The following is a 23,575-nucleotide window of genomic DNA, read 5'->3' as shown; positions in this document are numbered from 1 at the left end:
CGCCGATCTTTGAGAGAACGGGCCCGTCGACCTCGGTCGGCGGGCCCGTTCTCATTCCCGTTCCGGAGCGGGTTCGTTCTCCGGCGCGCCGTCCATGTGCCGCTCCTCGCCGCGGGCGATGAGCTTCTTCACCACGATCACCGCGATCACGAAGACGACGATGACCCCGACGAAGATGTACCCGGCGAAGTGCAGCCGGTCTGCCAGTTCCCTGTATCCGCCCGCAGCGGCCGACCCGGCGGTGACGTAGGCGAACGACCAGATGACGCACGCGGGCAGCGTCCACGCGATGAAGCGCCGGTAGGCCATCGTGCTCATGCCGACGGTGACGGGGATCAGCGAGTGCAGCACGGGCAGGAAGCGCGACAGGAACACGGCGATGCCGCCGCGGCGATCGAGGTAGCGCTCCGCGCGCTGCCAGTGCCGTTCGCCGATGCGCCTGCCGAGGCGGGAATGACGGATGCGCGGTCCGAAGTAGCGACCGAGCATAAAACCGATGCTCTCGCCGGCGAGGGCTCCGACGATCGATGCGAGCGCGAGGGCGAAATACTGCACGGGACCCTGCACCCCGGTCGCCGTGACGAGCAGCACGGTGTCTCCGGGCACGATGAGCCCGAGCAGGATGCTTGTCTCGAGAAGCATGGCGACGCCGGCGATGAGGGTGCGCCAGACGGGGTCGACGCTCGACACCGTGTCCAGGATCCAGCTGAGAATCTCGTTCACGCCTCGAGCCTATGACCTGGGCGCCGATAGCGGCTGGGCATGCGCCGGACTAGAACAGGGTGATGAGCACCGCGACCGGTGCCGCGACGAGGGCGACGCCCGCAGTGAGCACGAGTGCGCGGGCCGCGGGGGAGAGCGCCCCGGGCGGGGAGATGAGGCGAGACACCCGTGCCCCGAGCGTCTCGGGGTCGGCTTCGGGCACGATCTCGTCGGATACGACGGGTGCGGTCGCCGGGTCTCCGTCGCGCCAGGGCGATCCGACGATCGCGATCGCCGTGGCGAGGGACGCGTCGTCGACCTCGCGGCGGGCATCGTCGTCGGCGAGCATCTCGACGAGGGTGGCGACCGCCTTCTCGGCCCGGTTCGCGATGGGAAACCACGGGAGGGCGATGTTCCATGCCTTGAAGGCGAGCAGCACCAGGTGGTGGTATTGGCGCAGGTGGGCCCGCTCGTGGGCCAGCACCGCGCGCAGCTGTGCGGCATCCAGAACCCGCACGAGCCCCTCGGTGAGAACGGTGATCGAGCGCACCCCCGGCAGGCAGTAGGCCACGGGCGCGGGGAAGTCGAGCATGCGGGTTCCCGGGCTGCCCTGCACCGGCGAGCTCAGCAGCTCGATCAGGGCCCTGTGCCGCCGACGTTCGCGCGCGGTGGTGACCGCGGTCGTCGCGAGACTCAGCACGATGTGCGCTCCGAGCACGACGGCGCCGGCCAGCGACACGATCTGGAGGGCGCCGGTCTGCGCGGGGACGGGGCCGTCGAGCAGGTGGCCCGACAGCAGGGTGGATGCGACCCCCAAGTCGTTCTCGAACGGCGTCAGTCCGAACGCGAGCAGGGCGCCGATCATCGACAGGCCACCGGCGAGCGCGATGGCCTGCCAGAGCGCCAGGGCGGTGCCGGGCGCGCGGGCGGGCCACGCGGCCCTCGACAGCGCGATGGGAACGGGCCACGCCAAGGCGAGGGCGAGGATCGCGAGCCCTGTCCAGGCTCCGAGCACGGCTAGAGCCCGGTGCCGCGGGATGCGAGCAGTCGGCGAAGCGTCTCTGCCTCGGTCGGCGAGACGCCTCCGACGAATCGGGCCAGCGCGTCGTCTCGATCGGGTGCCAGTTGCAGCACCTCGTGCATGAGCTCGGCCGTGTGCTCCGACCGCGAGTTGACCGCGTGGTAGCGGTGCGGCCTCGTGGCGCGGGTGCGCGAGACGAACCCCTTGCTCTCGAGCCGCGAGAGCACGGTGAGGAGGGTTGTGGTGGCGAGTTCGCGTCGTTTCGCGGGAGCCTCGGCGGCCACCAGTCGTTCACCGAGCTCGGGTGAGGAGAGGCCGTCGGGCGAATCCCAGAGTGCGTTCATGACGGAACGCTCGAGGACGCCGAGAGTGATCATGGGTCCAGACTACCTTTTCGTTCGAGGATGTTCTACGCTCTGTAGAAGAAGGATTTCTACATTGTGTAGAAGTCTACTTCCGAAGGGGAATCCCAGATGAACGAGTGGCTCGATCCACTTCTCCTGTCGCGCTGGCAGTTCGGCCTCACGACGGTGTACCACTTCTTGTTCGTGCCGCTCACGATCGGCCTTGCGCTCACCGTCGCACTCTTCCAGACGGCATGGGTTCGCACCGACAAGGAGAAGTACCTGCAGCTGACGAAGTTCTTCGGAAAGCTGTTCCTCATCAACTTCGCCATGGGCGTCGTCACGGGCATCGTGCAGGAGTTCCAGTTCGGCATGAACTGGTCGGACTATTCGAGATTCGTCGGTGACGTCTTCGGTGCGCCGCTGGCGATGGAGGGGCTGCTGGCGTTCTTCTTCGAGGCGACGTTCATCGGCCTGTGGATCTTCGGCTGGGACAAGCTGCCCCGGGGCCTGCACCTCGCCACGATCTGGGCGACCACCATCGGCAGCGTCCTCTCGGCCTATTTCATCATCGCGGCCAACGCGTTCATGCAGAACCCGGTCGGCTTCCAGATGAACGAGGAGAAGGGGCGCGCAGAGCTGACCGACATCTGGGCCCTGCTCACGAACAAGGTGGCGCTCGCGGCGTTCCCGCACACGATCTTCGCCTGCTTCATGGTGGCCGCCGGCCTCATCGTCACAGTGGCCGCCTGGCACCTCTCGCGCAACCAGCACCTCGACACCATGCGACCTGCCCTCAAGTTCGGCCTGTGGATGATGATGATCGCCGGAGCGCTCACCGTCTTCACCGGGGACTCGCTCGGCCTCGCCATGGTGCAGACCCAGCCCATGAAGATGGCGGCCGCCGAGGCGATGTACACGACGTCGACGGGAGCCGACGCCTCGTTCAGCATCTTCACCCTCGGAACGCCTGACGGGTCGAGCGAACTGTTCTCGATCCGCATCCCGTATCTGCTCTCATTCCTGTCGACGCACACGTTCGACGGCACGGTCGAGGGCATCAACGACCTGCAGGCACAGTATGTGCAGCTCTACGGCCCCGGCGACTACACGCCGACCATCTGGATCACGTACTGGGCGTTCCGCTGGATGATCGCCCTCGGCGTGCTGCACGTCTTCACCGCGTTCGTCGGCCTGGTACTGACCCGCAAGAAGAGCGTCTTCGGCGCCAAGGTCCTGTCCGGCCGCTGGTCGAAGTGGGTGTGGAAGGCTGCGATCTGGGCGTTCCCGCTCTCGCTCGGCGCCATGATCATGGGGTGGATCTTCACCGAGATGGGCCGCCAGCCCTGGCTCGTCTTCGGCCTGCTCAAGACGGCCGACGGAGTATCACCGAATGTCACAGGACTCGAGGTGCTGATCTCGCTGATCGCCTTCACCCTGATCTACGGCACGCTCGCCGTGGTCGAGTTCAAGCTCATCAAGAAGGCCGCCCAGAAGGGTCCGGACGATCTGCCGCAGCCCGACCCGGAGACCGGAGTCCGCAGAGTAGAAACGACGGTGTACTGACTATGGACCTTCCCACCCTCTGGTTCGGAATCATCGCATTCCTCTTCATCGGCTACTTCGTTCTCGACGGCTTCGACTTCGGCGTCGGCATGTCCATCCCCTTCCTCGGCAAGGACGATGTCGATCGCCGCGTGATCATCAACACGATCGGGCCGATCTGGGATCTCAACGAGACGTGGCTGATCGTCGCCGGAGCCGCGATGTTCGCGGCGTTCCCCGAGTGGTACGCCACGCTGTTCTCCGGCTTCTATCTCGCCCTTCTGCTGATCCTGCTTTCGTTGATCCTGCGCGGCGTCTCGTTCGAGTACCGGCACCAGCGCCCCGAGGCCTCGTGGAAGCGTCGCTTCGACGCCATGATCGTGATCGGTTCGGCTGTTCCCGCCTTCCTGTGGGGGGTGGCGTTCGGCAACATCGTTCGCGGTGTTCCCCTCGACGACGGTTTCAACTACACGGGTACCTTCTTCGACCTCCTGAACCCGTATGCGCTGCTCGCGGGCCTCACCACGCTGCTGCTGTTCTTCACCCACGGAACGATCTTCGTCTCGTTGAAGACCGACGGTGCCCTGCGGCAGAGAGCTCGCAGGCTGGCGACGCGATCCGGCGTCCTGACCATCGTCGTCGCGGCATCCTTCCTGCTCTGGACGACCCTGGCCTATGGCAGCTTCCTCTCCGCGGTGCTGTCGGCGGTCGCGGCGGTCACCCTCATCGCAGCCGTGCTGGCGAATTCCCGGGGAAGGGAGGGCGCAGCCTTCGCCTCGATGGCCGCGACCGTCGCGTTCGCCGTGCTGAGCCTCTTCCTGTCGCTGTTCCCCGACGTGATGCCGGCGTCGAACGACGCTGCCAACAGCCTGAATATCGTGAACGCCTCATCGACGCCGTACACCCTCCAGGTGATGAGCTGGATCTCCCTCATCGCGCTTCCCTTGATCCTCGCCTACCAGGGCTGGACCTACTGGGTGTTCCGCAAGCGGGTCACCCGTGCGCACATCGAGGGTGTACAGACGGCACACTAGACGAGTGAAACCTCTCGACCCCCGGCTGCTCGCCTACGCCCGGGCGGCCCGGGCATTCCTGGCGGCGGGCGCGGTGATCGGCCTGGCCCAGACGGCCTGCATCGTCGCGTTCGCCTGGCTCCTGAGCCAGGTGATCGTGCGAGCCATCGCCGGCGAGGGCCTGGCCGCGCTGGTGCCGATGATCGTCGCGCTCGCGGGCGTCGTGGCCGCGCGGGCCACGCTGCTCTGGCTCGCCGAGGTCACCAGCACCCGCGGGGCCGCGAGGGTCAAGAGCCAGCTTCGCGCCCGCGTCCTGCGGGCCGTCGTCGACCTCGGACCGGGATGGATGGCCGGGCGCAACGCCACGTCGGTCGCCACCGTCACCGGACCAGGGCTCGACGCCCTCGATACCTACTTCTCCCGCTACCTTCCCCAGCTCATCCTCACGGCCATCGCCACTCCGGTGGTCGTGCTGGTCATCTTCCTGCAGGACTGGCCGAGCGCCCTCGGGGTCGTTCTGACCCTGCCGATCATCCCCGTCTTCATGATCCTGATCGGCTGGGCGACCCAGACCGTGCAGAAGACCCAGTGGCAGTTGCTCACGAGGCTCTCCACGGGATTCCTCGACATCGTCGGCGGTCTCTCGACGCTGACGCTGTTCGGGCGGGCAGCGCGCCAGGCCGGGCGCATCCGGGATGTCACCGAGCAGTATCGCGTTCAGACGATGAAGGTGCTGCGCGTGTCGTTCCTCAGCGGATTCGTGCTCGAGCTCGTGTCGAGTCTCGCCGTGGCCGTCGTCGCCGTCTCGGTGGGCCTCCGGCTGATCGACGGCTCGCTCGGCCTCTCTGTCGGCCTGTTCGTGCTCCTCCTCGCGCCCGAGGCCTTTCTGCCGATCAGGCAGGTCGGCACCCAGTTCCACGCCGCGGCCGACGGGGTCGCGGCCGCCGACGACGTGTTCGACATCCTCGATGCAGCGGCAGCGGCAGCGAACAAGGGTGTCGTCGATCCGGAGGCGGGGCTCGACGAGACCGTCGGCCCGCACACGGGCCATCTTCGCAAGCCCCGGTCGTCCCGGTCTCTCGTGCTCTCCGGCTTCGGCGCGGGCTACGACGGCCGTGCGGTGATCGGTCCCCTCGATGCGGAGTTCGCCCCCGGCGGGCTGACCGCCGTCATGGGCCCCTCCGGCGTGGGCAAGTCCACCCTCGTCGCCGCCCTGCTCGGATTCGTTCCGCACACCGGCCGCGTGACGCTCGGCGACGCAGACATCGCATCGGGGGAGACGGGTCTCGACTGGATCTCGTGGTGCGGCCAGCGCCCGGGGCTCATGGCGGGCTCGGTGCTCGAGAACGTGACCCTGGGCAGCGCCGCCCCTGATCGCGCCCGAGCCGCGCGCGCCCTCGAGATCGCCGCCGCAGGCGAGATCGACCTCGATCGACCGCTCGGCGTGGCCGGTGCCGGACTGTCGGGCGGGCAGGCGCAGCGCATCGCCATCGCGCGGGCTGTCTACCGGGCCCTCGAGCGGCGGTCGTCCGTGCTCGTGCTCGACGAGCCGAGCTCGGCCCTCGACGAGCAGACCGAGGCGCGGCTCGTGCAGGGGCTCGCAGCCCTCGTCGAGAGCACGGGCCTGGCCCTGGTCGTCGTGACGCACCGAGAGGCGATCGCCCGCGCTGCGGACGGCATCCTCGCGCTCGAGCCCGCAGCGGTGGTGGCCTGATGCGCACGACAGAGGTGCTGCGCCTCGCTCAGCCGCGCGCGCGCCGATTCGCCCCCGGTGCGCTGCTCGGCCTGCTCAGCGCCCTCTGCGCCGTCGGACTGATCGCCACCTCGGCCTATCTGATCACCAGGGCGGCCGAGATGCCGCCGATCCTCTACCTCAACATGGCGATCGTCGGGGTGCGGGCCTTCGCTCTGGGCAGGGCCGGCTTCCGCTACGCGGAGCGCCTCGCCAGCCACGACGCCGCGTTCCGCACCCTGGCGACTCTCCGCGTGGGCATCTACGAACGACTCGTTCCGCTGGCACCCGACGGCCTGTCGGGCACCCGGCGCGGTGACCTGTTGACCCGCCTCACGGCCGACGTCGACGAGCTGCAGAACCTGCCGCTGCGCGTCGTGCAGCCTCTGCTCATCTCGGGCGCCGTCGCCGCAACCAGCGTGGTCACGGTCTGGATCCTCCTGCCGGCGGCCGGCATCGCCCTCCTCGTCGCCCTCGTGTTGGCCGCTCTCGTCGGCACGGTGGTCAACAGCGTCATCGCGGCACGGTCGGAGCGCTCGATCGCCCCGCTCCGGGGCGCGTTCGCCGACGAGGTACTCGACACCGTCGTCAACCTCGACGTGCTCACCGCGTTCGACGCGACCGGATCCCGCCTGGCCGCCGTCGAGACCGCCGATCGTCGACTGACCCGCGCCGTGCTCTCGAGCGCCGCCGGGTCGGGGGTCGCCACAGGCATCCTGTCTCTTCTCGCGGGTGCCGCGAGTGTCGCGGCGCTCCTGGTGGGCATCCCCGCGCTCGCGACGCCCGGCTTCGACGGACCGGTGCTCGCGATCATCGCGCTTGTGCCCATCGCGGTCTTCGAGGTCGTGTCGAGTGTGCCCCTGGCGCTCGCGGCACTGCGCCAGGTGCGTTCGAGCGCCGAGCGGGTCGCCTCCGTCGTTCCCGACGCCGTGCCGACCGAGATTCCCGTCGACGGGCCCGGCGTCTCATCCCGCACCGCCGAGCCGACGGGCACGGTCATCGAACTCCGGGGGGTCTCGGCCACCTGGCCGCAGGCGGCTGCGCCCGCCATCAGGGGCGTCGACCTCACCATCTCGCCGGGCGACCGCATCCTGGTCACGGGAGCCAGCGGCTCGGGAAAGACCACGCTCGCGCACGTGCTCGTGCGGTTCCTCGAGTTCGAGGGCTCCTACAGCCTGGGCGGTGTCGACGTGCGCAGCCTGCCGCTCGCCGACGTGCGCCGCGTCGTCGGGCTCTCCGAGCAGATCCCGTACCTGTTCGACGAGTCCATCCGCCAGAATCTGCTCTTCGCCCGCGACGACGCGAGCGACGCCGAGCTGCTCGGCGTTCTCGAGAGGGTCGGGCTGTCGGGGTGGGTCGAGGGCCGGGGCGGCCTCGATGCCCGGGTCGGCGAGCGCGGTTCGCTCGTCTCGGGGGGCCAGGCCCAGCGCATCGCCCTTGCCCGGGCTCTGCTCGCCGACTTCCCTGTGCTCGTGCTCGACGAGCCCACGGCCAACGTCGACGCCGACCGGGCCGACGCGCTCCTCGTCGACCTGCTCGCGGCATCCACCGACCCCGACGGTCGCCGCGCCGTCGTGATCATCAGCCATCTGCCGGTGCCCGACGACCTCATCACCTCACGCCTGCGGCTGGGCTGAGCCTCCGTCAGGGCACAGCCTCGGTCAGGGCAGGGGGCGAACGAGCGCGTCGAGGCGCCGCTGCCAGAGCGCAGCGCGGCGCGGGTTGCGGGTGAGTCTCGGGCCATTCCTCCACGAGGTGACGACACGGATTCCGTGAAGCGCGTTCACGACCCAGACCTCGCACCCGGCGAGCTGCGCCGCCGTCGCGAACTCCTCGCCCGACTCCGTCGCGGTGGCCGAGGCCAGCAGGCGAATGGACTTCGCCGTCACGCTGTCGACACGGCGGAGGGATGCCGACGGTGCGATCAGCCGGTCGCCCCTCCACCACAGGAGGGCGCTCGTCGCGCCATCGACCACGTGACCCGTGGCCGACACGATCACGGGCTCGTCGACGTCGTCGCGGGCGGCCTCGCTCTTCAGCGCGCCGAGGCGCTCGATGTCGGGGCCCTTCACTGAGGCCACGGTCCTCGGGTCGCCCGCATCGAGAGAGGCGACGCGCACGGAGGCGCCGAGCGGAGGAGCGGGACGGATGCGCAGGGCCAGGGTCGTCTCGTCGCCCGTTCGCAGCGCGTCGACCCGGGGGAACCAGTCGCCGGTGCGGGGGAGCTCGGCGACCGCCACGTTCCAGAACCGCTCGGCCGACGCGGGGTCGATGCGGGTCTCCGACGCGAGCCCGGCCAGGAACCTGTCGTGGTGCAGCTGCAGGGCCCGCACCCCGCCGTTCGCGACCAGCCAGCTGTCGGCCACCTGCACGCCCTGATGGGTCGGCTCGGTTTCGGTCTCGACCAGCGCCTCCCCGGTCCAGGCGAGAAGGCGGGGCGTGATCACACGGCCTACGCTAATACAGTGTCCCGCCGCCTCCTCACCAGAGCACTGCAGCACTGGGTCGATCCCGAGCGGGTGTTCGTCGAGGTCTACTCTCGGCAGCCGAACGCCTTCTGGCTCGATTCCGGCGTCGACGCCACCGCGGGTACGAGCTATCTCGGAGCGGGCGAGCCGATCGCGTCGCCGCACGACCTGGCGGGGCTCGTCGAACAGCTCCGAGATCGCAGGAGCGAGGTCGCCCTCGCCGATGGCCCGGCCGACGGATTCGCCCTCGGCTGGGTGGGGTGGCTCTCCTACGAGTTCGGCGCGGCCCAGCATGGCGTCGACACCGAGCCGACCGGGCTGCCCGGTGCCGCGCTGCTCTGGGTCACCCGCGCGATCGCGTTCGACCACGACGCGGGCATCGTCACCCTCCTCGCACTCGACGGCGAACCGGATGCCGCGGGCTGGCTCGACCGCACGGCCCGGCTGATCGACACGGCCCGGCTGGGCCGCGACCCCGCCCTCGAGCCGTTTCCGCTCCCGGGACCCCGCGGCATCCGGCCCCTCGAGCGGGCACCGCGGGCGCAGTGGCGGCACAGCGCCGACGACTACGAGCACCTCGTGCGCGACTGCCAGGAGTCGATCAGGCAGGGCGACGCCTACCAGCTCTGCCTGACGAACCAGATCACCGCCGCCGTGCATCCCGACCCCCTCTCGACCTACCTCGCGGTGCGCGCCTCGAACCCGAGCCACCACGGCGGCTACCTGCGCATCGACGGGGTAGCGCTCGTCAGCGCGAGCCCCGAGCGGTTTCTGCGGGTCGACGCGGGCGGCTCGGTCGAGACGAAGCCGATCAAGGGCACCCGTCCGCGCGGCGAGACCGACCACGACGACGCCCGCCTGCGCGCCGAGCTCCTCGCCAGCGACAAGGAGCGCGCCGAGAACCTCATGATCGTCGACCTGATGCGCAACGACCTCTCGCGGGTGGCGCTGCTCGGCTCGGTCGAGGTCACCCGTCTGCTCGCCATCGAGAGCTACAGCTCGGTGCACCAGCTCGTCAGCACGGTCACGGCGCAGCTGGCGCCGGGCGCCGACTCCCTCGATGCCGTCGCCGCGCTGTTCCCCGCCGGCTCGATGACCGGAGCACCGAAGATCAGCGCCATGCGCATCCTGGCAAGGCTCGAGGGCGGACCGCGCGGGGTCTACGCCGGTGTCTTCGGCTACCTCGGTCTCGACGGGGCGCTCGACCTGGCCATGGTGATCCGCAGCATCGTGCTCACCGCCGACGGCGCATCCATCGGCACGGGCGGGGGCATCACGGCACTATCGGTGCCCGAAGACGAGGTCGAGGAGACGCGCCTCAAGGCCGCACCCCTGCTGTATGCGCTCGGCCTGTAGGCGGCAGGGCGGCTACAGCGCGCCGGGTTCGCCGACGGCCAGGTGGCATCCCGCCGCATGGTCGTTGACCAGACCCGCGTACTGCATCAGGGCGTAGAGGGTGGTCGGTCCCACGAAGCGGTAGCCGAGCTTCTTGAGTGCGGCGCTCGCGGCCGCGGACTCCGGCGTCGACGCGGGAATGGAGGCGTAGGACTCGGGGGCGGCCGTGCGCCGCGGGGGAGCGAAGCCCCAGAGGAGGGAGTCGAGAGCCCCCGGCTGGTACTCGACGAGTCGCTTCGTCGCCCCTGCGTTCGAGATGGCGGCGCTGATCTTCGCTCGGTTGCGCACGATCTGCGCATCCGCCAGCAGCCGGTCGAGGTCACCGTCGTCGAAGGACGCCACCCGCTCGATGTCGAACGACGAGAACGCGTCGCGGAAGGCCTCGCGCTTGCGCAGGATGGTGATCCACGACAGCCCGGCCTGGAACGTCTCGAGGCAGAGCTTCTCGAAGAGCGGCTGGTCGCCGTGCAGGGGCCTGCCCCACTCCTGGTCGTGGTACGGCAGCATCTCGGGTGCCGAGTGGGCCCAGCTGCAGCGGGTCGTTCCGTCGGCATCGGTGATGGTCGCATCCACGCCTTCAACGATACGCGGCGGGCAGGTTTAGTACGATGGATTGCTGCCGCGCCCCGGTGCCACGGAAGAAGTCGTGCATCCCGGGTGTCCACCGCGGCGATCTTGGCCCCAGCAGCCGAACCCAAGCAAGAATTGAGAGTCGCGTGACCATCGAAACGACGAGCGCCGAGCAGTACGATCCCCGCAACGACCCGGCCCTCCACTACGACTTCGCAGCCATCCAGAACAAGTGGCTCCCTCGCTGGGACGAGATGCAGCCGTTCAAGACCGACCTCGACGGCGACAAGCGCCCGCGCAAGTACGTGCTCGACATGTTCCCGTACCCGTCGGGCGACCTGCACATGGGCCACGCCGAGGCGTACGCACTCGGAGACGTCATCGCCCGCTACTGGCGCCAGCAGGGATTCAACGTTCTGCACCCTATCGGCTGGGACTCCTTCGGCCTGCCGGCGGAGAACGCCGCCATCAAGCGCGGCCTCGACCCGCGCCAGTGGACCTACGACAACATCGAGCAGCAGAAGCGCAGCATGCGCCGCTACGCCGCCTCGTTCGACTGGGATCGCGTGCTGCACACCAGTGACCCCGAGTACTACAAGTGGAACCAGTGGCTGTTCCTGCAGATGTACAAGAAGGGCCTCGCCTACCGCAAGGCCAGCTGGGTCAACTGGGACCCGGTAGACCAGACCGTGCTCGCCAACGAGCAGGTGCTGCCCGACGGCACCTCCGAGCGCAGCGGCGCCGTGGTCGTGAAGAAGAAGCTCACCCAGTGGTACTTCAAGATCACCGACTACGCCGACCGCCTGCTCGACGACCTGAACCAGCTCGAGGGCTCGTGGCCCTCGAAGGTGCTCAGCATGCAGCGCAACTGGATCGGCCGCTCGATCGGGGCCGACGTCGACTTCGCCGTGGAGGGCCGCGACGAGCCCGTCACCGTGTTCACCACGCGCCCCGACACGCTCTTCGGAGCGACCTTCATGGTCGTCGCCCCCGACTCCGACCTCGCCATCGAACTGGCGGCCGAGTCGACCCCCGAGGTGCAGGCTGCCTTCAAGGCCTACCTGACCGCCGTGCAGAAGAGCACCGAGACCGAGCGCCAGGCCACCGACCGGCCCAAGACCGGTGTGTTCCTCGAGCGTTACGCGATCAACCCGGTCAACGGCGAGCGCATGCCCATCTGGGCCGCCGACTATGTGCTCGCCGACTACGGAACCGGCGCCGTCATGGCGGTGCCCGCGCACGACCAGCGCGACCTCGACTTCGCCCGCGCGTTCGACCTGCCGATCCGCATGGTCGTCGATGTCACCGCACCCGCGACCGGCGCCATCCCGATCATCACCGACGAGATGCTCGACGATGAGAACTTCGGCAGCTACGACCCCGCCGTCACGGGCATCGCGCTCGCGGGCGACGGCCGACTCATGAACTCGGGACCGCTGAATGGTCTCTCCAAGGTCAACGCCATCAAGAAGGCCATCGAGGTCCTGCAGCAGCAGGGCGCAGGCAGGCCGGCCAAGAACTACCGGCTGCGCGACTGGCTGATCTCGCGCCAGCGCTACTGGGGCACGCCCATCCCGATCATCCACGGCGAGAACGGCGAAGAGATCCCCGTTCCCGAGGACCAGCTGCCCGTGCTGCTGCCCTCGAGCGACGGTCTCGACCTCAAGCCGCGGGGCAGCTCGCCGCTCGGCGCCGCGGAGGACTGGGTCAACGTGATCAATCCTGTCGACGGAACGCCGGCGCTGCGCGATGCCGACACGATGGACACCTTCGTCGACAGCTCGTGGTACTTCCTGCGCTTCCTCAACCCGCACGACAGCGAGAAGGCGTTCGACCCGAAAGACGTCGACAAGTGGGCTCCCGTCGACCAGTACGTGGGCGGCGTCACGCACGCGATCCTGCACCTGCTCTACGCACGCTTCATCACGAAGGTGCTGTTCGACCTCGGCCTCGTCTCGTTCACCGAGCCTTTCAGCGCGCTGCTGAACCAGGGCATGGTGCTCATGGACGGGTCGGCGATGTCGAAGTCCAAGGGCAACATCGTGCAGCTGAGCGACCAGCTCGACGAGCACGGCGTCGACGCGGTGCGCCTCACCATGGCCTTCGCCGGCCCGCCCGAAGACGACATCGACTGGGCAGACGTCTCGCCGGCCGGTTCGTCGAAGTTCCTGGCACGCGCGTGGCGTCTGGCGGGAGACGTCACCAGTCGCCCCGAGGTCAACTGGCGCGACGGCGACATCGCCCTGCGCCGAGTCACTCACCGGTTCCTGGCCGAGGCTCCCGGACTCATCGAGGCGTTCAAGTTCAACGTGGTCGTGGCCCGCATCATGGAGCTCGTCAACGTGACCCGCAAGGCCGTCGACTCGGGCCCCGGTGGCGCAGACCCCGCCGTGCGCGAGGCCGTCGAGACCGTGGCCCTGGGGCTCAGCCTGTTCGCGCCCTACACGGCGGAGGACATGTGGGAGCGCCTCGGCTACCCGGCGTCCATCTCGGCGTACGGCTGGCGTGGAGCCGACCCGGCCCTGCTCACCGAGGAGTCGGTGACCGCGGTCGTTCAGGTCGACGGCAAGGTGCGCGACCGCCTCGAGGTGGCGCCCACGATCGCCGGCAGCGACCTCGAGTCGCTGGCGCGAGCATCCGCCGCCGTGCAGCGGGCGATCGGCGACCGGCAGATCGTCAACGTCGTGGTGCGCGCGCCGCGCGTGGTGAGCATCGCGACGAAGCCGGCCGAGTAGCGGCCCACCCCTCCTCACCAATCGCCCCGGTGCGCGTGCTGTTCACAGTGCGCACACCGGGGCGATCGTCGTCGGTGGTCGCGCGCCTACCGTGATGACATGGATGCCGAATCGCCGCCACCGGCGCGGGCTCGGCTCGGCATCGGGGTCGGCGCAGGCATCGTCATCGTGCTCGCGGTGCTCGTCGTGGCCGTGCTGGTGTCGGCGCTGGCGCCGCGGGGCAGCAGCGAGGTCCTCGTGACGAACCCGGGCGGCGCCACGAGCGAGTCGATCTCTGACAGCACGGCTCCGCCGGGTCCGGATGCCGATGGCCAGGCGGCCGCGCCGGTCATCTTCGTACACGTGCTCGGCCAGGTGGCGAAGCCCGGGCTGTACGAGCTGCGCGAGGGCGCCCGAGTCGTCGACGCCGTTGCCGCAGCCGGCGGATACACGGCGGAGGCCGACCAAGCGCAGCTGAATCTCGCCCGGGTCGTCGTCGATGGAGAGCAGCTTTATGCGCCGGCGGTGGGCGAGGTTCCTCCGCAGCCGCCAGAGGGTGCGGCGACCGGTGCGGGTGACTCGGCGCCCGCCGCGGTCGATCTGAACACCGCCGACGCGGCTGCCCTCGAGACCCTTCCCCGCATCGGACCGGAGACGGCGAAGAAGATCATCGACTACCGAGACGAGCACGGGCCGTTCACCTCGCTCGACCAGCTGCTCGAGGTTCCGGGAATCGGGCAGAAGACGCTCGACGGTCTTCGCGATGCGGCGGTCGTATGACCGGGGCGGCGGCGGGGGAGCAGCGTTCGACGAACTCGCGGTTCGCCGATCATCGCCTCACGGTTCCGGCCGGCGTCACCTGGGCTGCGGCATTCGTGCTCGTCGCACGACCGCACGCCGCTGCCGCAGTTCTCGTGGGCGTCGTCGCCGCACTACTCGTCTGCCTGCTGCTCTGGCGCGCACTGACGGCGAGACGCCGGCTGTCGCCGTGGGGTCGCGTCGGGGTGGGCCTGCGCCAAGTGTTTCCCAGTCTCATGGTGTGCGCCGCGCTCTGCTCGTGCGTGGCGGCGGGCGTGCTCGTCATGCAGCCGGCACGAGAGCCCCCGCTGCTCGTGGAGCAGGCGCACGGGGCCATGACCGCGCAGCTCTCGGTCACGGGTACTCCCTCCGAGACGGCGCACTCGGGATTCGGCGGAGAGGCCGTGTCGGGCGTGCGGTTCGAGGCGACCCTCGAACGCATCGACGACGGCCGCGGTCGCAGCGACGTGACGTCGACGCGGGTCCTGCTCTTCGTCGACGGCCTCGACACGGCCGATGCCCCCGCGATCGGGTCGACCATCCGCGTCGAGGGCCGTTTCCGCGCCACCGACGACGGGTCGCAGACCTCCTGGCTCGTGTTCGTCGAGGGTCATCCCCAGATCATCCGGCAGCCGGGCTGGCACCTCGCCTGGGCGGCGGGACTTCGTGCAGGGTTCGCCGACGCCGCGCGCAGTCTCCCGGGCGACGGTGCCGACCTGGTTCCCGGGCTCGCGTTGGGCGACGACTCGCTCGTCGACGCATCGCTCGATCAGGCGATGAAAGACAGCGGGCTCAGTCACCTCACGGCCGTGTCCGGTGCCAACTGCGCCATCGTCATCGCGGGCGCGCTGCTGCTCGCCGGATTCGCCGGGCTCCGTCGGGTGGCGCGACTGTGCGCGGCCGGGGCCGTGCTCGTGCTCTTCGTGGTGCTCGTGACTCCGCAGCCGAGTGTCGTGCGGGCGGCGGCCATGGCCGCGATCGTGCTGCTGTCGATCGGTGCATCGAGATCGGCGCGGGGAGTGCCCGTGCTCTGCCTTGCCGTCGTGAGCCTCATCGTCACCGATCCGTGGCTCTCGCACAGCTTCGGCTTCGCGCTGTCCGCTCTCGCCACCGCCGGCCTGCTGGTGCTCACTCGTCCGCTCACGACCGTGCTCCGACGGTGGATGCCGTCATGGCTCGCCGCCGTCATCGCCGTTCCGCTCGCGGCCCAGATCGCCTGCCAGCCGGTGCTCGCCCTGCTCACGCCCACGATCGCGCCGTACAGCATCCCGGCGAATCTGGTCGCGGCTCCGGCCGCGCCGGTCGCCACCGTCATCGGGCTGCTGGCCTGCCTCCTCGGCGCGATCGTGCCTCCGCTCGCCGTTCCGGCGGCCTGGCTGTGCTGGCTTCCCGCCGCCTGGATCGGGGCCGTCGCCCGCTTCTTCGCCGACGCGCCCGGCGCCCGGTTGCCCTGGGTGCCGGGCGTCGTCGGCGCCCTTCTCGTACTCGCGCTCACGGGGTCGGCGCTCTGGGTCGTGCTCGCCTCCCGCGCACCGCGACTCCGTCGTGCGGTGGGCGTGTTGCTGGTCACGGCGGTCGTGGGGGTCTACGGGGGAGTGCTCGTCGGAGGCACGATCGCACTCCGACTCTCCGTGCCGCAGAACTGGCGCATCGCGGCCTGCGACATCGGTCAGGGCGACGCGGTGCTCGTGAGAAGCGGCGACTCCGTCGCCCTCGTCGACACGGGCCCGGAGCCGGAGGCCCTCCGATCGTGCCTCGAGAGGATGCAGATCGACCGCATCGATCTGCTGGTGCTCACGCATTTCGATCTCGACCACATCGGCGGTGTCGCCGCGGTGGCGGGAATGGTCGACACCGCACTGATCGGGCCGACCGACGAACCCGCCGACGAGGCCGTGGTGCGACGGGTGATCGAATCCGGTGCGTCCGTACACGAGGCGGTACGCGGAGATCACGGGGTACTCGGCGCGCTGTCGTGGAGCGTGCTGTGGCCTCTCGAGCGCACGACGCTGCGAGGCAACGGGGCGAGCGTCACCCTTCGCTTCTCAGGCGACCTCGACGCCCTCTTCCTGGGCGACCTCGGCGAGAGCGATCAGCTGCAGCTCCTGGCCGAGGGGCCGCTCGCTCCGGTCGACGTCGTGAAGGTGGCGCACCACGGCTCGGGCGACCAGAGCGCCGAACTCTATGATCGCATCCACGCCCGCGCCGGCATCATCTCCGTGGGCGCCGACAACGACTACGGGCATCCGAACGACCGCATCCTCGCAATCCTCGCCGACGCGGCGACGCAGGTCTTCAGAACAGACCGGATGGGGCTGATCGTCATCTCCGTCGAGGGCGGCGAACTGGTCGCCTGGAGCGAGAAGACCCCGTCGGCTGTCGGCGCGTCCGCGCTGTCGGCAGGGGCGACTAGGCTCGATCACGACGATCGACGGAGTGAGGATACGTGGCGACTGCACGCGGCGCAAAACCAACGGCGAAGGCCGCCATCCCGCAACTCTCGTGGGAGCAGGTGCGCCCTGCGCCGGTCGTTCTGGTGTCCGGCACGGAGTCGTTCCTCGCCGAGCGCAGCATCCGTCAGCTGCGAGACCTGCTGAAGCTCGAAGACCCCAGCATCGAGGTCTCCGACATCGACGCGTCGTCGTATGCTCCCGGCGAGCTCCTCACCGTGGCCAGTCCGTCGCTGTTCGCCGAGCCGCGCATGATCCGGGTGTCCTCCGTCGAGAAGTGCACCGACGACTTCCTTCTCGAGACCATCTCGTACCTCGAGAATCCCGCCGACGACACCTACCTGGTTCTCCGACACGGCGGTGGCGTGCGGGGCAAGAGACTGCTCGACGCCATCCGATCGGGTTCAGGCGGCGGCATCGAGATCGTCTGCGCCGAGCTCAAGAAAGACGCCGAGCGCTACGAGTTCGCCGCCTCCGAGTTCCGCGCGGCCGGTCGTCGCGTCTCGGCCGGGGCGCTCAGGGCGCTCGTCGCCGCGTTCTCCGACGACCTCGCCGAGCTCTCCAGCGCCTGCCAGCAGCTCGTCGCCGACGCATCGGCCGAGATCACCGAGGCCACGGTCGACCGCTACTACGGCGGAAGGGTCGAGGCCAGCGCGTTCGCCGTGGCAGACATGGCGATCGCGGGCAGGCATGGCGAAGCCCTCGCCCTCGCGCGCCACGCCTTGGCCTCCGGGGCCGACCCCGTGCCCATGGTCGCCGCGTTCGCCATGAAGCTGCGCACCATGGCGAAGGTGCTCGGCACGCGCGGCGGATCGGGCCAGCTCGCCGGCCAGCTGGGCCTCGCGCCCTGGCAGATCGACCGAGCACGCCGCGACCTGGCCGGATGGTCGGGCGCGGGTCTCGGCCGGAGCATCCAGATGCTCGCCGAGACCGACGAGAACATCAAGGGCGGCAGTCGCGACCCGGTCTACTCGCTCGAGCGCATGATCGGAGTCATCGCCGAACGCGGCGAATCGCCCCGCTGACCCTCCAGCACGAATGAGCTCGAGGCACGAAAAAAGCCCCGCAATCGCGGGGCTTTTTTCGTGCGGGTGCCTCTTTAGAGGGAGGCGACCGTCTTCGCGAGAGCCGACTTGCGGTTCGCGGCCTGGTTCTTGTGGATGACGCCCTTCGAGGCAGCCTTGTCGAGCTTCTTGCCCGCTGCGGTCAGCGCGGCGAGGGCCTTGTCTTTGTCGCCAGTGGCGACAGCGGTCTTGGTGGCGCGGATGGCGGTCTTCAGCCCACTCTTGACGGCCTTGTTGCGCTCCTGAGCCTTCTTGTTGGTGCCGATGCGCTTGATCTGCGACTTGATGTTTGCCACGAAATAACCTCTTGTATGTGTTCGGATGAATGCAATGCGATCGACCGGCGACCGCGAGTTCGCTCCGCATAGTAGGACGGAAGCGTAAGCCAACAGGCAACGTTACCAGACGGGTGCCGTCTCGACAATATCGAGGCGACCCGAAAGGCGTGCTGCGTGTGCGGACTGCGGCGTTTCACCGTACCCCGACCGAGGCGTAGCGTTAATGGTCTCATGCCACAGCTCGCATCCCACATCGATTCCGTTCCCGCGTCGGGAATCCGCCGCATCTTCGAGATGGCCCTCGCGCTCGACGACGTGCTGATGCTCGCCGTGGGGGAGCCCGACGTCGACGTGTCGGCCGAGATCCTGAAGGCGGGGTCCGACGCCTGGCTCGCCGACGAGACGAATTACGGGCCCAACGGCGGCCTGCTTCCCCTGCGCGAGGCGCTCGTGCGCAAGCTCGCCCGTGAGAACGACGTCGTGGTCGACACCGAGCAGGTCTGGGTCACCTGCGGCGGCATGCAGGCCCTCTACCTCGCCATGAGCCTCACGCTCGCCCCCGGCGACGAGGTGCTCATCCCCGATCCCGGGTATTCGACCTTCGCGATGAACGCAGCCATGATCTCGGCCGTCTCCGTTCCCTACCCCCTGCGACGCGACAACGCGTTCCTGCCCGATCTCGACGAGCTGCGACGACTGGTCACCCCGCAGACCCGCATGATCATCATCAACTCGCCGTCGAACCCGCTCGGTGCCATCTTCCCCATGGAGACGCTGCGGGCGCTCGTCGACTTCGCCCGGGAGCACGATCTCTGGATCCTGAGCGACGAGGTGTACGAGGCGTTCAGCTACGAGGCTCCCCATGTCTCGGTCGCCAGCCTCGACGCCGACGATAGGGTCTTCTCGGTGTTCTCCCTGTCGAAGACCTACGCGCTCACCGGCGCCCGGGTGGGCTACCTCGTGACGCCTCCCGGTCTCGCGACCACGATGCGCACGGCGCAGGAGGCGATGATCAGCTGCGTCAACACGCCCGCCCAGCTCGCCGCCCTCGCAGCCGTCGAGGGCGACCAGTCGCACGTGGCGGCCGCCGGCCTGCACTATCGGCAGAACCTCGAGGCCGCCACCGCACTGCTCCAGCAGCGCGGCATCGAGTACCTCCAGCCCTCGGGCGCGTTCTACCTGTGGATCAACGTCGGCTACGCGACCGGCGGCGACGTCGCCGGATGGGCCGAGCGCTTCCTCCTGGAGAAGCGCGTCGCCGTCGCCCCCGGCAGCGCGTTCGGCCGCGGGGGAGAGGGCTGGATCCGCATCTGCGTCGCGGCGGGCCTCGACGACCTGCTCGAAGGCATCCGGCGCCTGCCCGAGCCCGTGATCCGCGGATCGGATGCGCACGCGGCCGAACGTGAGGGCGTCACGGTGCGCCTCGCCAGGCCCGACGAGCACGACCTGATCGGGCGCCAACGTCTCGACGCCTACAAGCTCGAGTTCACGATCGGCGACGACTATGCCGTGCAAATCCTCGACGTGCCGCACCACGCGACCGTCGGCGAGGTCTGGGTCGCCGTCGACGACGTGACCGGCAGCATCCTCGGGTCGGTCACGACGCCGCGGCCCGGCGAGCTTCTCACCCCGCTCGGACAGCCGGGCGAGTTCGACTTCAGGCTGCTCGCGGTCGACCCGGCAGCGCGCGGTCGCCGGATCGGCAGCATCCTCACCGACTTCGTGATCGAGCTAGCGAGGCAGCGCGGTGCCCGGCGCGTGGTGATGAACAGCGGAACCGAGATGACGACGGCCCACGGGCTGTATGAGCGGCGCGGCTTCTCGCGCATGCCGGATCGCGAGAACCCTCCGGGGATCGAGCCGTCGCGCGCCTACGGCCTCGACCTCTGAGGCGTCGCTCAGAGAAGTCGCGGCCGCAGGCGCGTGTGCGAGGTCGGCTAGCCCTTCGACGCGAACGAGCCGGTGCGCAGCTCGTCGAGGATGCTCGGACCGTTCGGCTCCCAGCCCAGATCGATGCGTGCTGCGCTTCCCCGTGCCTGCTGGTCGAGCAGCAACGCGTCGGCGAACGCCTCGCCGAGACGGGCCCGGGTCTCCTCGACGGTGTGCTCCTCGACGCGGGAGTCGAGCTTCTGGCCGACCGCGGCGGCCTCGCCGATCTCGCGCACGGTGGGGTTCTCGCCACTGGCGCCGATGTAGGTGGAGCCGGACTCGCCGAGATCGAAGGCGAGGATGTACAGCTCGGCCAGGTCGTCGACGTGCACCGTCGTCCAGTGCTGCGAGCCGTCGCCCACGAGCTGCACGGCGGGCGCCGTGCCCGAGCCGTACTGGCCGTCGACGAAAATGCTCGGGATGCCCGCACCATGCCCGAAGACGATGGCCGGCGCGATGAGGGTGGTGGAGACGCCCTGCGCCTCGAGTACGCGCTTCTCGATCTCCCAGCGCCACGCGGTGATGGGCGGGGCATTGCGGGGTGAGTCCTCGGAGATGTCGGGGTTGCTGCCCCACACCCAGATGCCGCCCGTGTGCACGTAGCGCTTGTCGCTGCCCTCGAGTCCGGCGAAGACGGCCGTCACGAATGCGTCGTCGACGTCGCGGCTGGAGTCGTCGCCGGGGGAGGCGAGGTGGATGACGCCGTCGCTCGCGATCGCCTGTTCCGTCACCAGCTCCGAGTCGGTGATGTCGCCGATCACCGCCGTGGCTCCGAGAGCCTCGACCTTGGCGGCCTTCTCGGGCGAGCGCACGATGGCGGTCACGTCGCGCCCCTGCAGTCGGAGCTGGCGGAGGACTGCAGAGCCGATGAAGCCGGAGGCGCCGGTAAGGAGAATACTCATGACCATATTCAACCGCGCCGGAGAACCGACCGCCTCCTCTCCATGACGAAAAGCGTCGGCCTCGAACAACGTGAGAGAATGGGCGCTTACCTGCCGTACGACACAAGAGGAACGTGTGAGCCCGCTAGCTACGAAGGCCCTGGAGCCGGCATCCACCGACCCCGCGTTCATTCGCAATTTCTGCATCATCGCCCACATCGACCACGGCAAGTCCACGTTGGCCGACCGTATGCTGCAGATCACCGGTGTGGTGAGCGACAGAGACATGCGCGCCCAGTACCTCGACCGCATGGACATCGAGCGCGAGCGCGGCATCACCATCAAGAGCCAGGCCGTGCGCATGCCCTGGTCGCTCGACGGCCAGACTTACGCGCTGAACATGATCGACACCCCGGGCCACGTCGACTTCACCTACGAGGTGTCTCGATCGCTCGCTGCGTGCGAGGGCGCCCTCCTGCTCGTCGATGCCGCGCAGGGCATCGAGGCGCAGACGCTGGCGAACCTCTACCTCGCGCTCGACAACGACCTCACGATCATCCCGGTGCTCAACAAGATCGATCTGCCCGCTGCAGACCCCGATAAATACGCCCAAGAACTGGCGAGCCTGATCGGAGGCAAGCCCGAAGACGTGCTGCGCGTCTCGGGCAAGACCGGCGTGGGCGTGCCCGAACTGCTCGACCGTCTGACGGCCCTCGTTCCCGCGCCCCAGGGCGATCCGGATGCCGCGGCTCGCGCCATGATCTTCGACTCGGTGTACGACTCCTACCGCGGCGTCGTCACCTACGTGCGCATGATCGACGGCAAGCTGTCGCCGCGCGAGAAGATCCAGATGATGTCGACGCGGGCCACGCACGAGATTCTCGAGATCGGCGTCTCCTCGCCCGAGCCCACTCCCAGCAAGGGTCTCGGCGTCGGCGAGGTCGGATACCTGATCACGGGTGTGAAAGACGTTCGCCAGTCGAAGGTGGGCGACACGGTCACCACGCACGCCAAGCCCGCCACCGAGGCGCTGCCCGGATACACCGAGCCCCTGCCGATGGTCTTCTCGGGTCTGTATCCCATCGACGGAACCGACTACCCGGCGCTGCGTGAAGCCCTCGACAAGCTGAAGCTCAGCGACGCGTCGCTGGTGTACGAGCCCGAGACCTCCGTGGCGCTCGGCTTCGGCTTCCGCTGCGGCTTCCTCGGCCTGCTGCACCTCGAGATCATCAACGAGCGGCTCGAGCGCGAGTTCGGGCTCGACCTCATCGCCACGGCTCCGAGCGTCATCTACGAGGTGACCACCGAAGACAAGAAGACCGTCACCGTCACCAACCCGAGCGAATTCCCGTCGGGCAAGATCACCAGCGTGCAGGAGCCGATCGTCAAGGCCGCCATCCTGGCGCCCAAAGACTACGTCGGCGTCATCATGGAGCTCTGCCAGAGCCGTCGCGGCACTCTCCTGGGCATGGAGTTCCTCGGCGAGGACCGCGTCGAGATCCGCTACACCATGCCGCTCGCCGAGATCGTCTTCGACTTCTTCGACAGCCTCAAGTCCAAGACCGCGGGCTATGCCTCGCTCGACTACGAGCCCGTCGGAGACCAGGAGGCCGACCTGGTGAAGGTCGACATCCTGCTGCAGGGCGAGCAGGTCGACGCGTTCAGCGCGATCGTGCACCGCGACAAGGCCCAGGCCTACGGCGCCCTCATGACCGAGCGCCTGCGCAAGCTCATCCCGCGCCAGCAGTTCGAGGTGCCCATCCAGGCGGCCATCGGCGCCCGCATCATCGCCCGCGAGTCGATCAGGGCCATGCGCAAAGACGTTCTCGCCAAGTGCTACGGCGGTGACATCAGTCGCAAGCGCAAGCTCCTCGAGAAGCAGAAAGAGGGCAAGAAGCGCATGAAGATGGTCGGCCGCGTCGAGGTGCCGCAGGGTGCCTTCATCGCCGCGCTCTCCGGCGACACGGAGACGAAGAAAGACAAGAAGTAGCCGATGGCACAGCGCTCCACCCACACCGGCGAGTCCCTCACCTACGCGGCCGTCGGCGCCTCGCAGGCCGCCGACCTCATGTTCTATCCGCCCAAGGGGTACAGGCCGGCCGAGGACAGCATCCGCATCGGCTCCGGTCGCGACCGCTTCGAGGCCGCTGCGGCCACCCTGCTCGCCTGGGGCGTGCAGAAGAACAGCGGCATCGTGGTGTCGAACATCGAGTTGCCCACGCCCAGCGACACCGACTACGCCGGACTCGTCTACGACGCCGACGGCACGCCGCTCGCCCCGCGCGACGTCAACCCCGAGCTCACCTACTCCGAAGACGGCACGCCGCAGATCTCGGCCGGGGTCACGGCCGACCTGCGCATCCGGGCCTACGGCCGCCAGGTCACGGCACCCGTGCGCGTGGTGCTCGTGATCGACGAGCCGAACGAGGCGGGCTTCGCCTACGGAACCCTCCCCGGGCATCCGGAGGAGGGCGAGGAGAGCTTCGTCGTCACCCACGAGCCCGACGACTCGGTCTGGTTCACGGTTCGCGCCTTCTCCAGGGGCAGCACGCCGTTCTACCGGGCGGTATCGCCACTGCTCCGTCGCCAGCAGCGACTGATGACGAAACGCTATCTGCGGGCTCTTCTTCCCGGACGCGCAGCGTGAGCACCCTCCGCATGATCAGCTGTC

At 69.0% G+C, this 23,575-nt stretch carries 19 protein-coding genes; 12 read left to right on the top strand and 7 right to left on the bottom strand.

Annotated elements, in window-relative coordinates; translation table 11 throughout:
- Positions 1-51: 51 nt before the first annotated feature.
- The 3 genes from ASF06_RS17905 to ASF06_RS17895 are packed head-to-tail and all read right to left on the bottom strand — an operon-like array spanning position 52 to position 2,100.
- Positions 52-723 carry a DedA family protein gene (locus ASF06_RS17905; protein ID WP_055950252.1) on the bottom strand — a complete coding sequence of 224 codons (672 nt, stop codon included), beginning with the start codon at positions 721-723 and terminating at the stop codon, positions 52-54.
- Between the two features lie 49 nt (positions 724-772).
- Positions 773-1,717 carry a M56 family metallopeptidase gene (locus ASF06_RS17900; protein WP_200920411.1) on the bottom strand — a complete coding sequence of 315 codons (945 nt, stop codon included), beginning with the start codon at positions 1,715-1,717 and terminating at the stop codon, positions 773-775.
- 2 nt (positions 1,718-1,719) lie between these two features.
- Positions 1,720-2,100: a BlaI/MecI/CopY family transcriptional regulator gene (locus ASF06_RS17895; RefSeq protein ID WP_055950247.1), complete on the bottom strand. Its 381-nt coding sequence runs from the start codon at positions 2,098-2,100 to the stop codon at positions 1,720-1,722.
- A gap of 96 nt (positions 2,101-2,196) precedes the next feature.
- Here ASF06_RS17895 and ASF06_RS17890 point away from each other — a divergent pair, with 96 nt between their 5' ends.
- Genes ASF06_RS17890 through cydC form a run of 4 tightly spaced genes read left to right on the top strand, consistent with a single transcriptional unit; the run spans position 2,197 to position 7,994 of the window.
- Positions 2,197-3,633 carry a cytochrome ubiquinol oxidase subunit I gene (locus tag ASF06_RS17890; protein WP_055931970.1) on the top strand — a complete coding sequence of 479 codons (1,437 nt, stop codon included), beginning with the start codon at positions 2,197-2,199 and terminating at the stop codon, positions 3,631-3,633.
- A gap of 2 nt (positions 3,634-3,635) precedes the next feature.
- The gene (cydB, locus tag ASF06_RS17885) at positions 3,636-4,646 is read left to right on the top strand and encodes a cytochrome d ubiquinol oxidase subunit II (RefSeq protein ID WP_055950244.1); all 1,011 of its coding nucleotides are present in this window, start codon (positions 3,636-3,638) and stop codon (positions 4,644-4,646) included.
- Positions 4,647-4,650: 4 nt separating this feature from the next.
- On the top strand, positions 4,651-6,339 hold the full coding sequence (gene cydD, locus ASF06_RS17880; RefSeq protein WP_055950242.1) for a thiol reductant ABC exporter subunit CydD: 1,689 nt from the start codon (positions 4,651-4,653) through the stop codon (positions 6,337-6,339).
- Positions 6,339-7,994 carry a thiol reductant ABC exporter subunit CydC gene (cydC, locus tag ASF06_RS17875; RefSeq protein ID WP_055950239.1) on the top strand — a complete coding sequence of 552 codons (1,656 nt, stop codon included), beginning with the start codon at positions 6,339-6,341 and terminating at the stop codon, positions 7,992-7,994. The genes cydD and cydC overlap by 1 nt, the downstream gene beginning before the upstream one ends.
- Before the next feature lie 24 nt (positions 7,995-8,018).
- On the opposite strand, the gene ASF06_RS17870 is transcribed toward cydC, so the two are convergent.
- Positions 8,019-8,804: an aminotransferase class IV gene (locus tag ASF06_RS17870; RefSeq protein ID WP_055950236.1), complete on the bottom strand. Its 786-nt coding sequence runs from the start codon at positions 8,802-8,804 to the stop codon at positions 8,019-8,021.
- Between the two features lie 18 nt (positions 8,805-8,822).
- Here ASF06_RS17870 and ASF06_RS17865 point away from each other — a divergent pair, with 18 nt between their 5' ends.
- Positions 8,823-10,181, top strand: a complete 1,359-nt coding sequence (locus tag ASF06_RS17865) for an anthranilate synthase component I family protein (RefSeq protein WP_055950234.1) — start codon at positions 8,823-8,825, stop codon at positions 10,179-10,181.
- 12 nt (positions 10,182-10,193) lie between these two features.
- Here the strand turns inward: ASF06_RS17865 and ASF06_RS17860 are convergent, their stop codons facing one another.
- Positions 10,194-10,793 carry a DNA-3-methyladenine glycosylase I gene (locus ASF06_RS17860; protein WP_268750650.1) on the bottom strand — a complete coding sequence of 200 codons (600 nt, stop codon included), beginning with the start codon at positions 10,791-10,793 and terminating at the stop codon, positions 10,194-10,196.
- A 251-nt stretch (positions 10,794-11,044) separates the two neighbouring features.
- Between ASF06_RS17860 and leuS the strand changes: the two genes are divergently transcribed.
- The 4 genes from leuS to holA all read left to right on the top strand — a co-directional run bounded on the left by leuS (position 11,045) and on the right by holA (position 17,777).
- Positions 11,045-13,525 carry a leucine--tRNA ligase gene (gene leuS / locus ASF06_RS17855; RefSeq protein ID WP_442853937.1) on the top strand — a complete coding sequence of 827 codons (2,481 nt, stop codon included), beginning with the start codon at positions 11,045-11,047 and terminating at the stop codon, positions 13,523-13,525.
- A gap of 99 nt (positions 13,526-13,624) precedes the next feature.
- Complete coding sequence (locus ASF06_RS17850) at positions 13,625-14,284, top strand: ComEA family DNA-binding protein (protein ID WP_055950225.1); 660 nt, start codon at positions 13,625-13,627, stop codon at positions 14,282-14,284.
- Positions 14,281-16,899, top strand: coding sequence for a ComEC/Rec2 family competence protein (locus tag ASF06_RS19275; protein WP_082501060.1), 2,619 nt, complete (start codon positions 14,281-14,283; stop codon positions 16,897-16,899). The genes ASF06_RS17850 and ASF06_RS19275 overlap by 4 nt, the downstream gene beginning before the upstream one ends.
- Complete coding sequence (gene holA, locus ASF06_RS17845; protein ID WP_442853936.1) at positions 16,791-17,777, top strand: DNA polymerase III subunit delta; 987 nt, start codon at positions 16,791-16,793, stop codon at positions 17,775-17,777. Before ASF06_RS19275 ends, holA begins: the two co-directional genes overlap by 109 nt.
- A 74-nt stretch (positions 17,778-17,851) precedes the next feature.
- On the opposite strand, the gene rpsT is transcribed toward holA, so the two are convergent.
- The gene (gene rpsT / locus ASF06_RS17840; protein ID WP_055774365.1) at positions 17,852-18,112 is read right to left on the bottom strand and encodes a 30S ribosomal protein S20; all 261 of its coding nucleotides are present in this window, start codon (positions 18,110-18,112) and stop codon (positions 17,852-17,854) included.
- 213 nt (positions 18,113-18,325) lie between these two features.
- Between rpsT and ASF06_RS17835 the strand changes: the two genes are divergently transcribed.
- The gene (locus tag ASF06_RS17835) at positions 18,326-19,984 is read left to right on the top strand and encodes an aminotransferase class I/II-fold pyridoxal phosphate-dependent enzyme (protein WP_082501059.1); all 1,659 of its coding nucleotides are present in this window, start codon (positions 18,326-18,328) and stop codon (positions 19,982-19,984) included.
- Between the two features lie 47 nt (positions 19,985-20,031).
- On the opposite strand, the gene ASF06_RS17830 is transcribed toward ASF06_RS17835, so the two are convergent.
- Positions 20,032-20,925, bottom strand: coding sequence for an NAD-dependent epimerase/dehydratase family protein (locus tag ASF06_RS17830; RefSeq protein ID WP_055950419.1), 894 nt, complete (start codon positions 20,923-20,925; stop codon positions 20,032-20,034).
- A gap of 115 nt (positions 20,926-21,040) precedes the next feature.
- Here ASF06_RS17830 and lepA point away from each other — a divergent pair, with 115 nt between their 5' ends.
- Together lepA and ASF06_RS17820 are read left to right on the top strand one after the other, a co-directional pair.
- Entirely contained in the window at positions 21,041-22,894 is a 1,854-nt protein-coding gene (gene lepA, locus ASF06_RS17825) for a translation elongation factor 4 (protein ID WP_055932005.1), read from the top strand.
- Positions 22,895-22,897: 3 nt separating this feature from the next.
- Positions 22,898-23,551 carry a DUF1990 family protein gene (locus ASF06_RS17820; RefSeq protein ID WP_055932008.1) on the top strand — a complete coding sequence of 218 codons (654 nt, stop codon included), beginning with the start codon at positions 22,898-22,900 and terminating at the stop codon, positions 23,549-23,551.
- Positions 23,552-23,575: the final 24 nt, after the last annotated feature.

The sequence above is a fragment of the Agreia sp. Leaf244 genome (assembly GCF_001422695.1).
In the GTDB taxonomy this organism is placed as follows: Bacteria; Actinomycetota; Actinomycetes; order Actinomycetales; family Microbacteriaceae; genus Agreia.
This window is presented reverse-complemented; position numbering and strand designations above follow the sequence as displayed.

Coding starts and splice junctions, on each gene's coding strand:
- ASF06_RS17890 (WP_055931970.1), top strand. CDS start 2,197: ATGAACGAGTGGCTCGATCCACTTCTCCTGTCGCGCTGGCAGTTCGGC.
- ASF06_RS17835 (WP_082501059.1), top strand. CDS start 18,326: ATGCCACAGCTCGCATCCCACATCGATTCCGTTCCCGCGTCGGGAATC.
- cydC (WP_055950239.1), top strand. CDS start 6,339: ATGCGCACGACAGAGGTGCTGCGCCTCGCTCAGCCGCGCGCGCGCCGA.
- ASF06_RS19275 (WP_082501060.1), top strand. CDS start 14,281: ATGACCGGGGCGGCGGCGGGGGAGCAGCGTTCGACGAACTCGCGGTTC.
- ASF06_RS17895 (WP_055950247.1), bottom strand. CDS start 2,100: ATGATCACTCTCGGCGTCCTCGAGCGTTCCGTCATGAACGCACTCTGG.
- ASF06_RS17830 (WP_055950419.1), bottom strand. CDS start 20,925: ATGAGTATTCTCCTTACCGGCGCCTCCGGCTTCATCGGCTCTGCAGTC.
- leuS (WP_442853937.1), top strand. CDS start 11,045: ATGCAGCCGTTCAAGACCGACCTCGACGGCGACAAGCGCCCGCGCAAG.
- ASF06_RS17820 (WP_055932008.1), top strand. CDS start 22,898: ATGGCACAGCGCTCCACCCACACCGGCGAGTCCCTCACCTACGCGGCC.
- ASF06_RS17850 (WP_055950225.1), top strand. CDS start 13,625: ATGGATGCCGAATCGCCGCCACCGGCGCGGGCTCGGCTCGGCATCGGG.
- cydB (WP_055950244.1), top strand. CDS start 3,636: ATGGACCTTCCCACCCTCTGGTTCGGAATCATCGCATTCCTCTTCATC.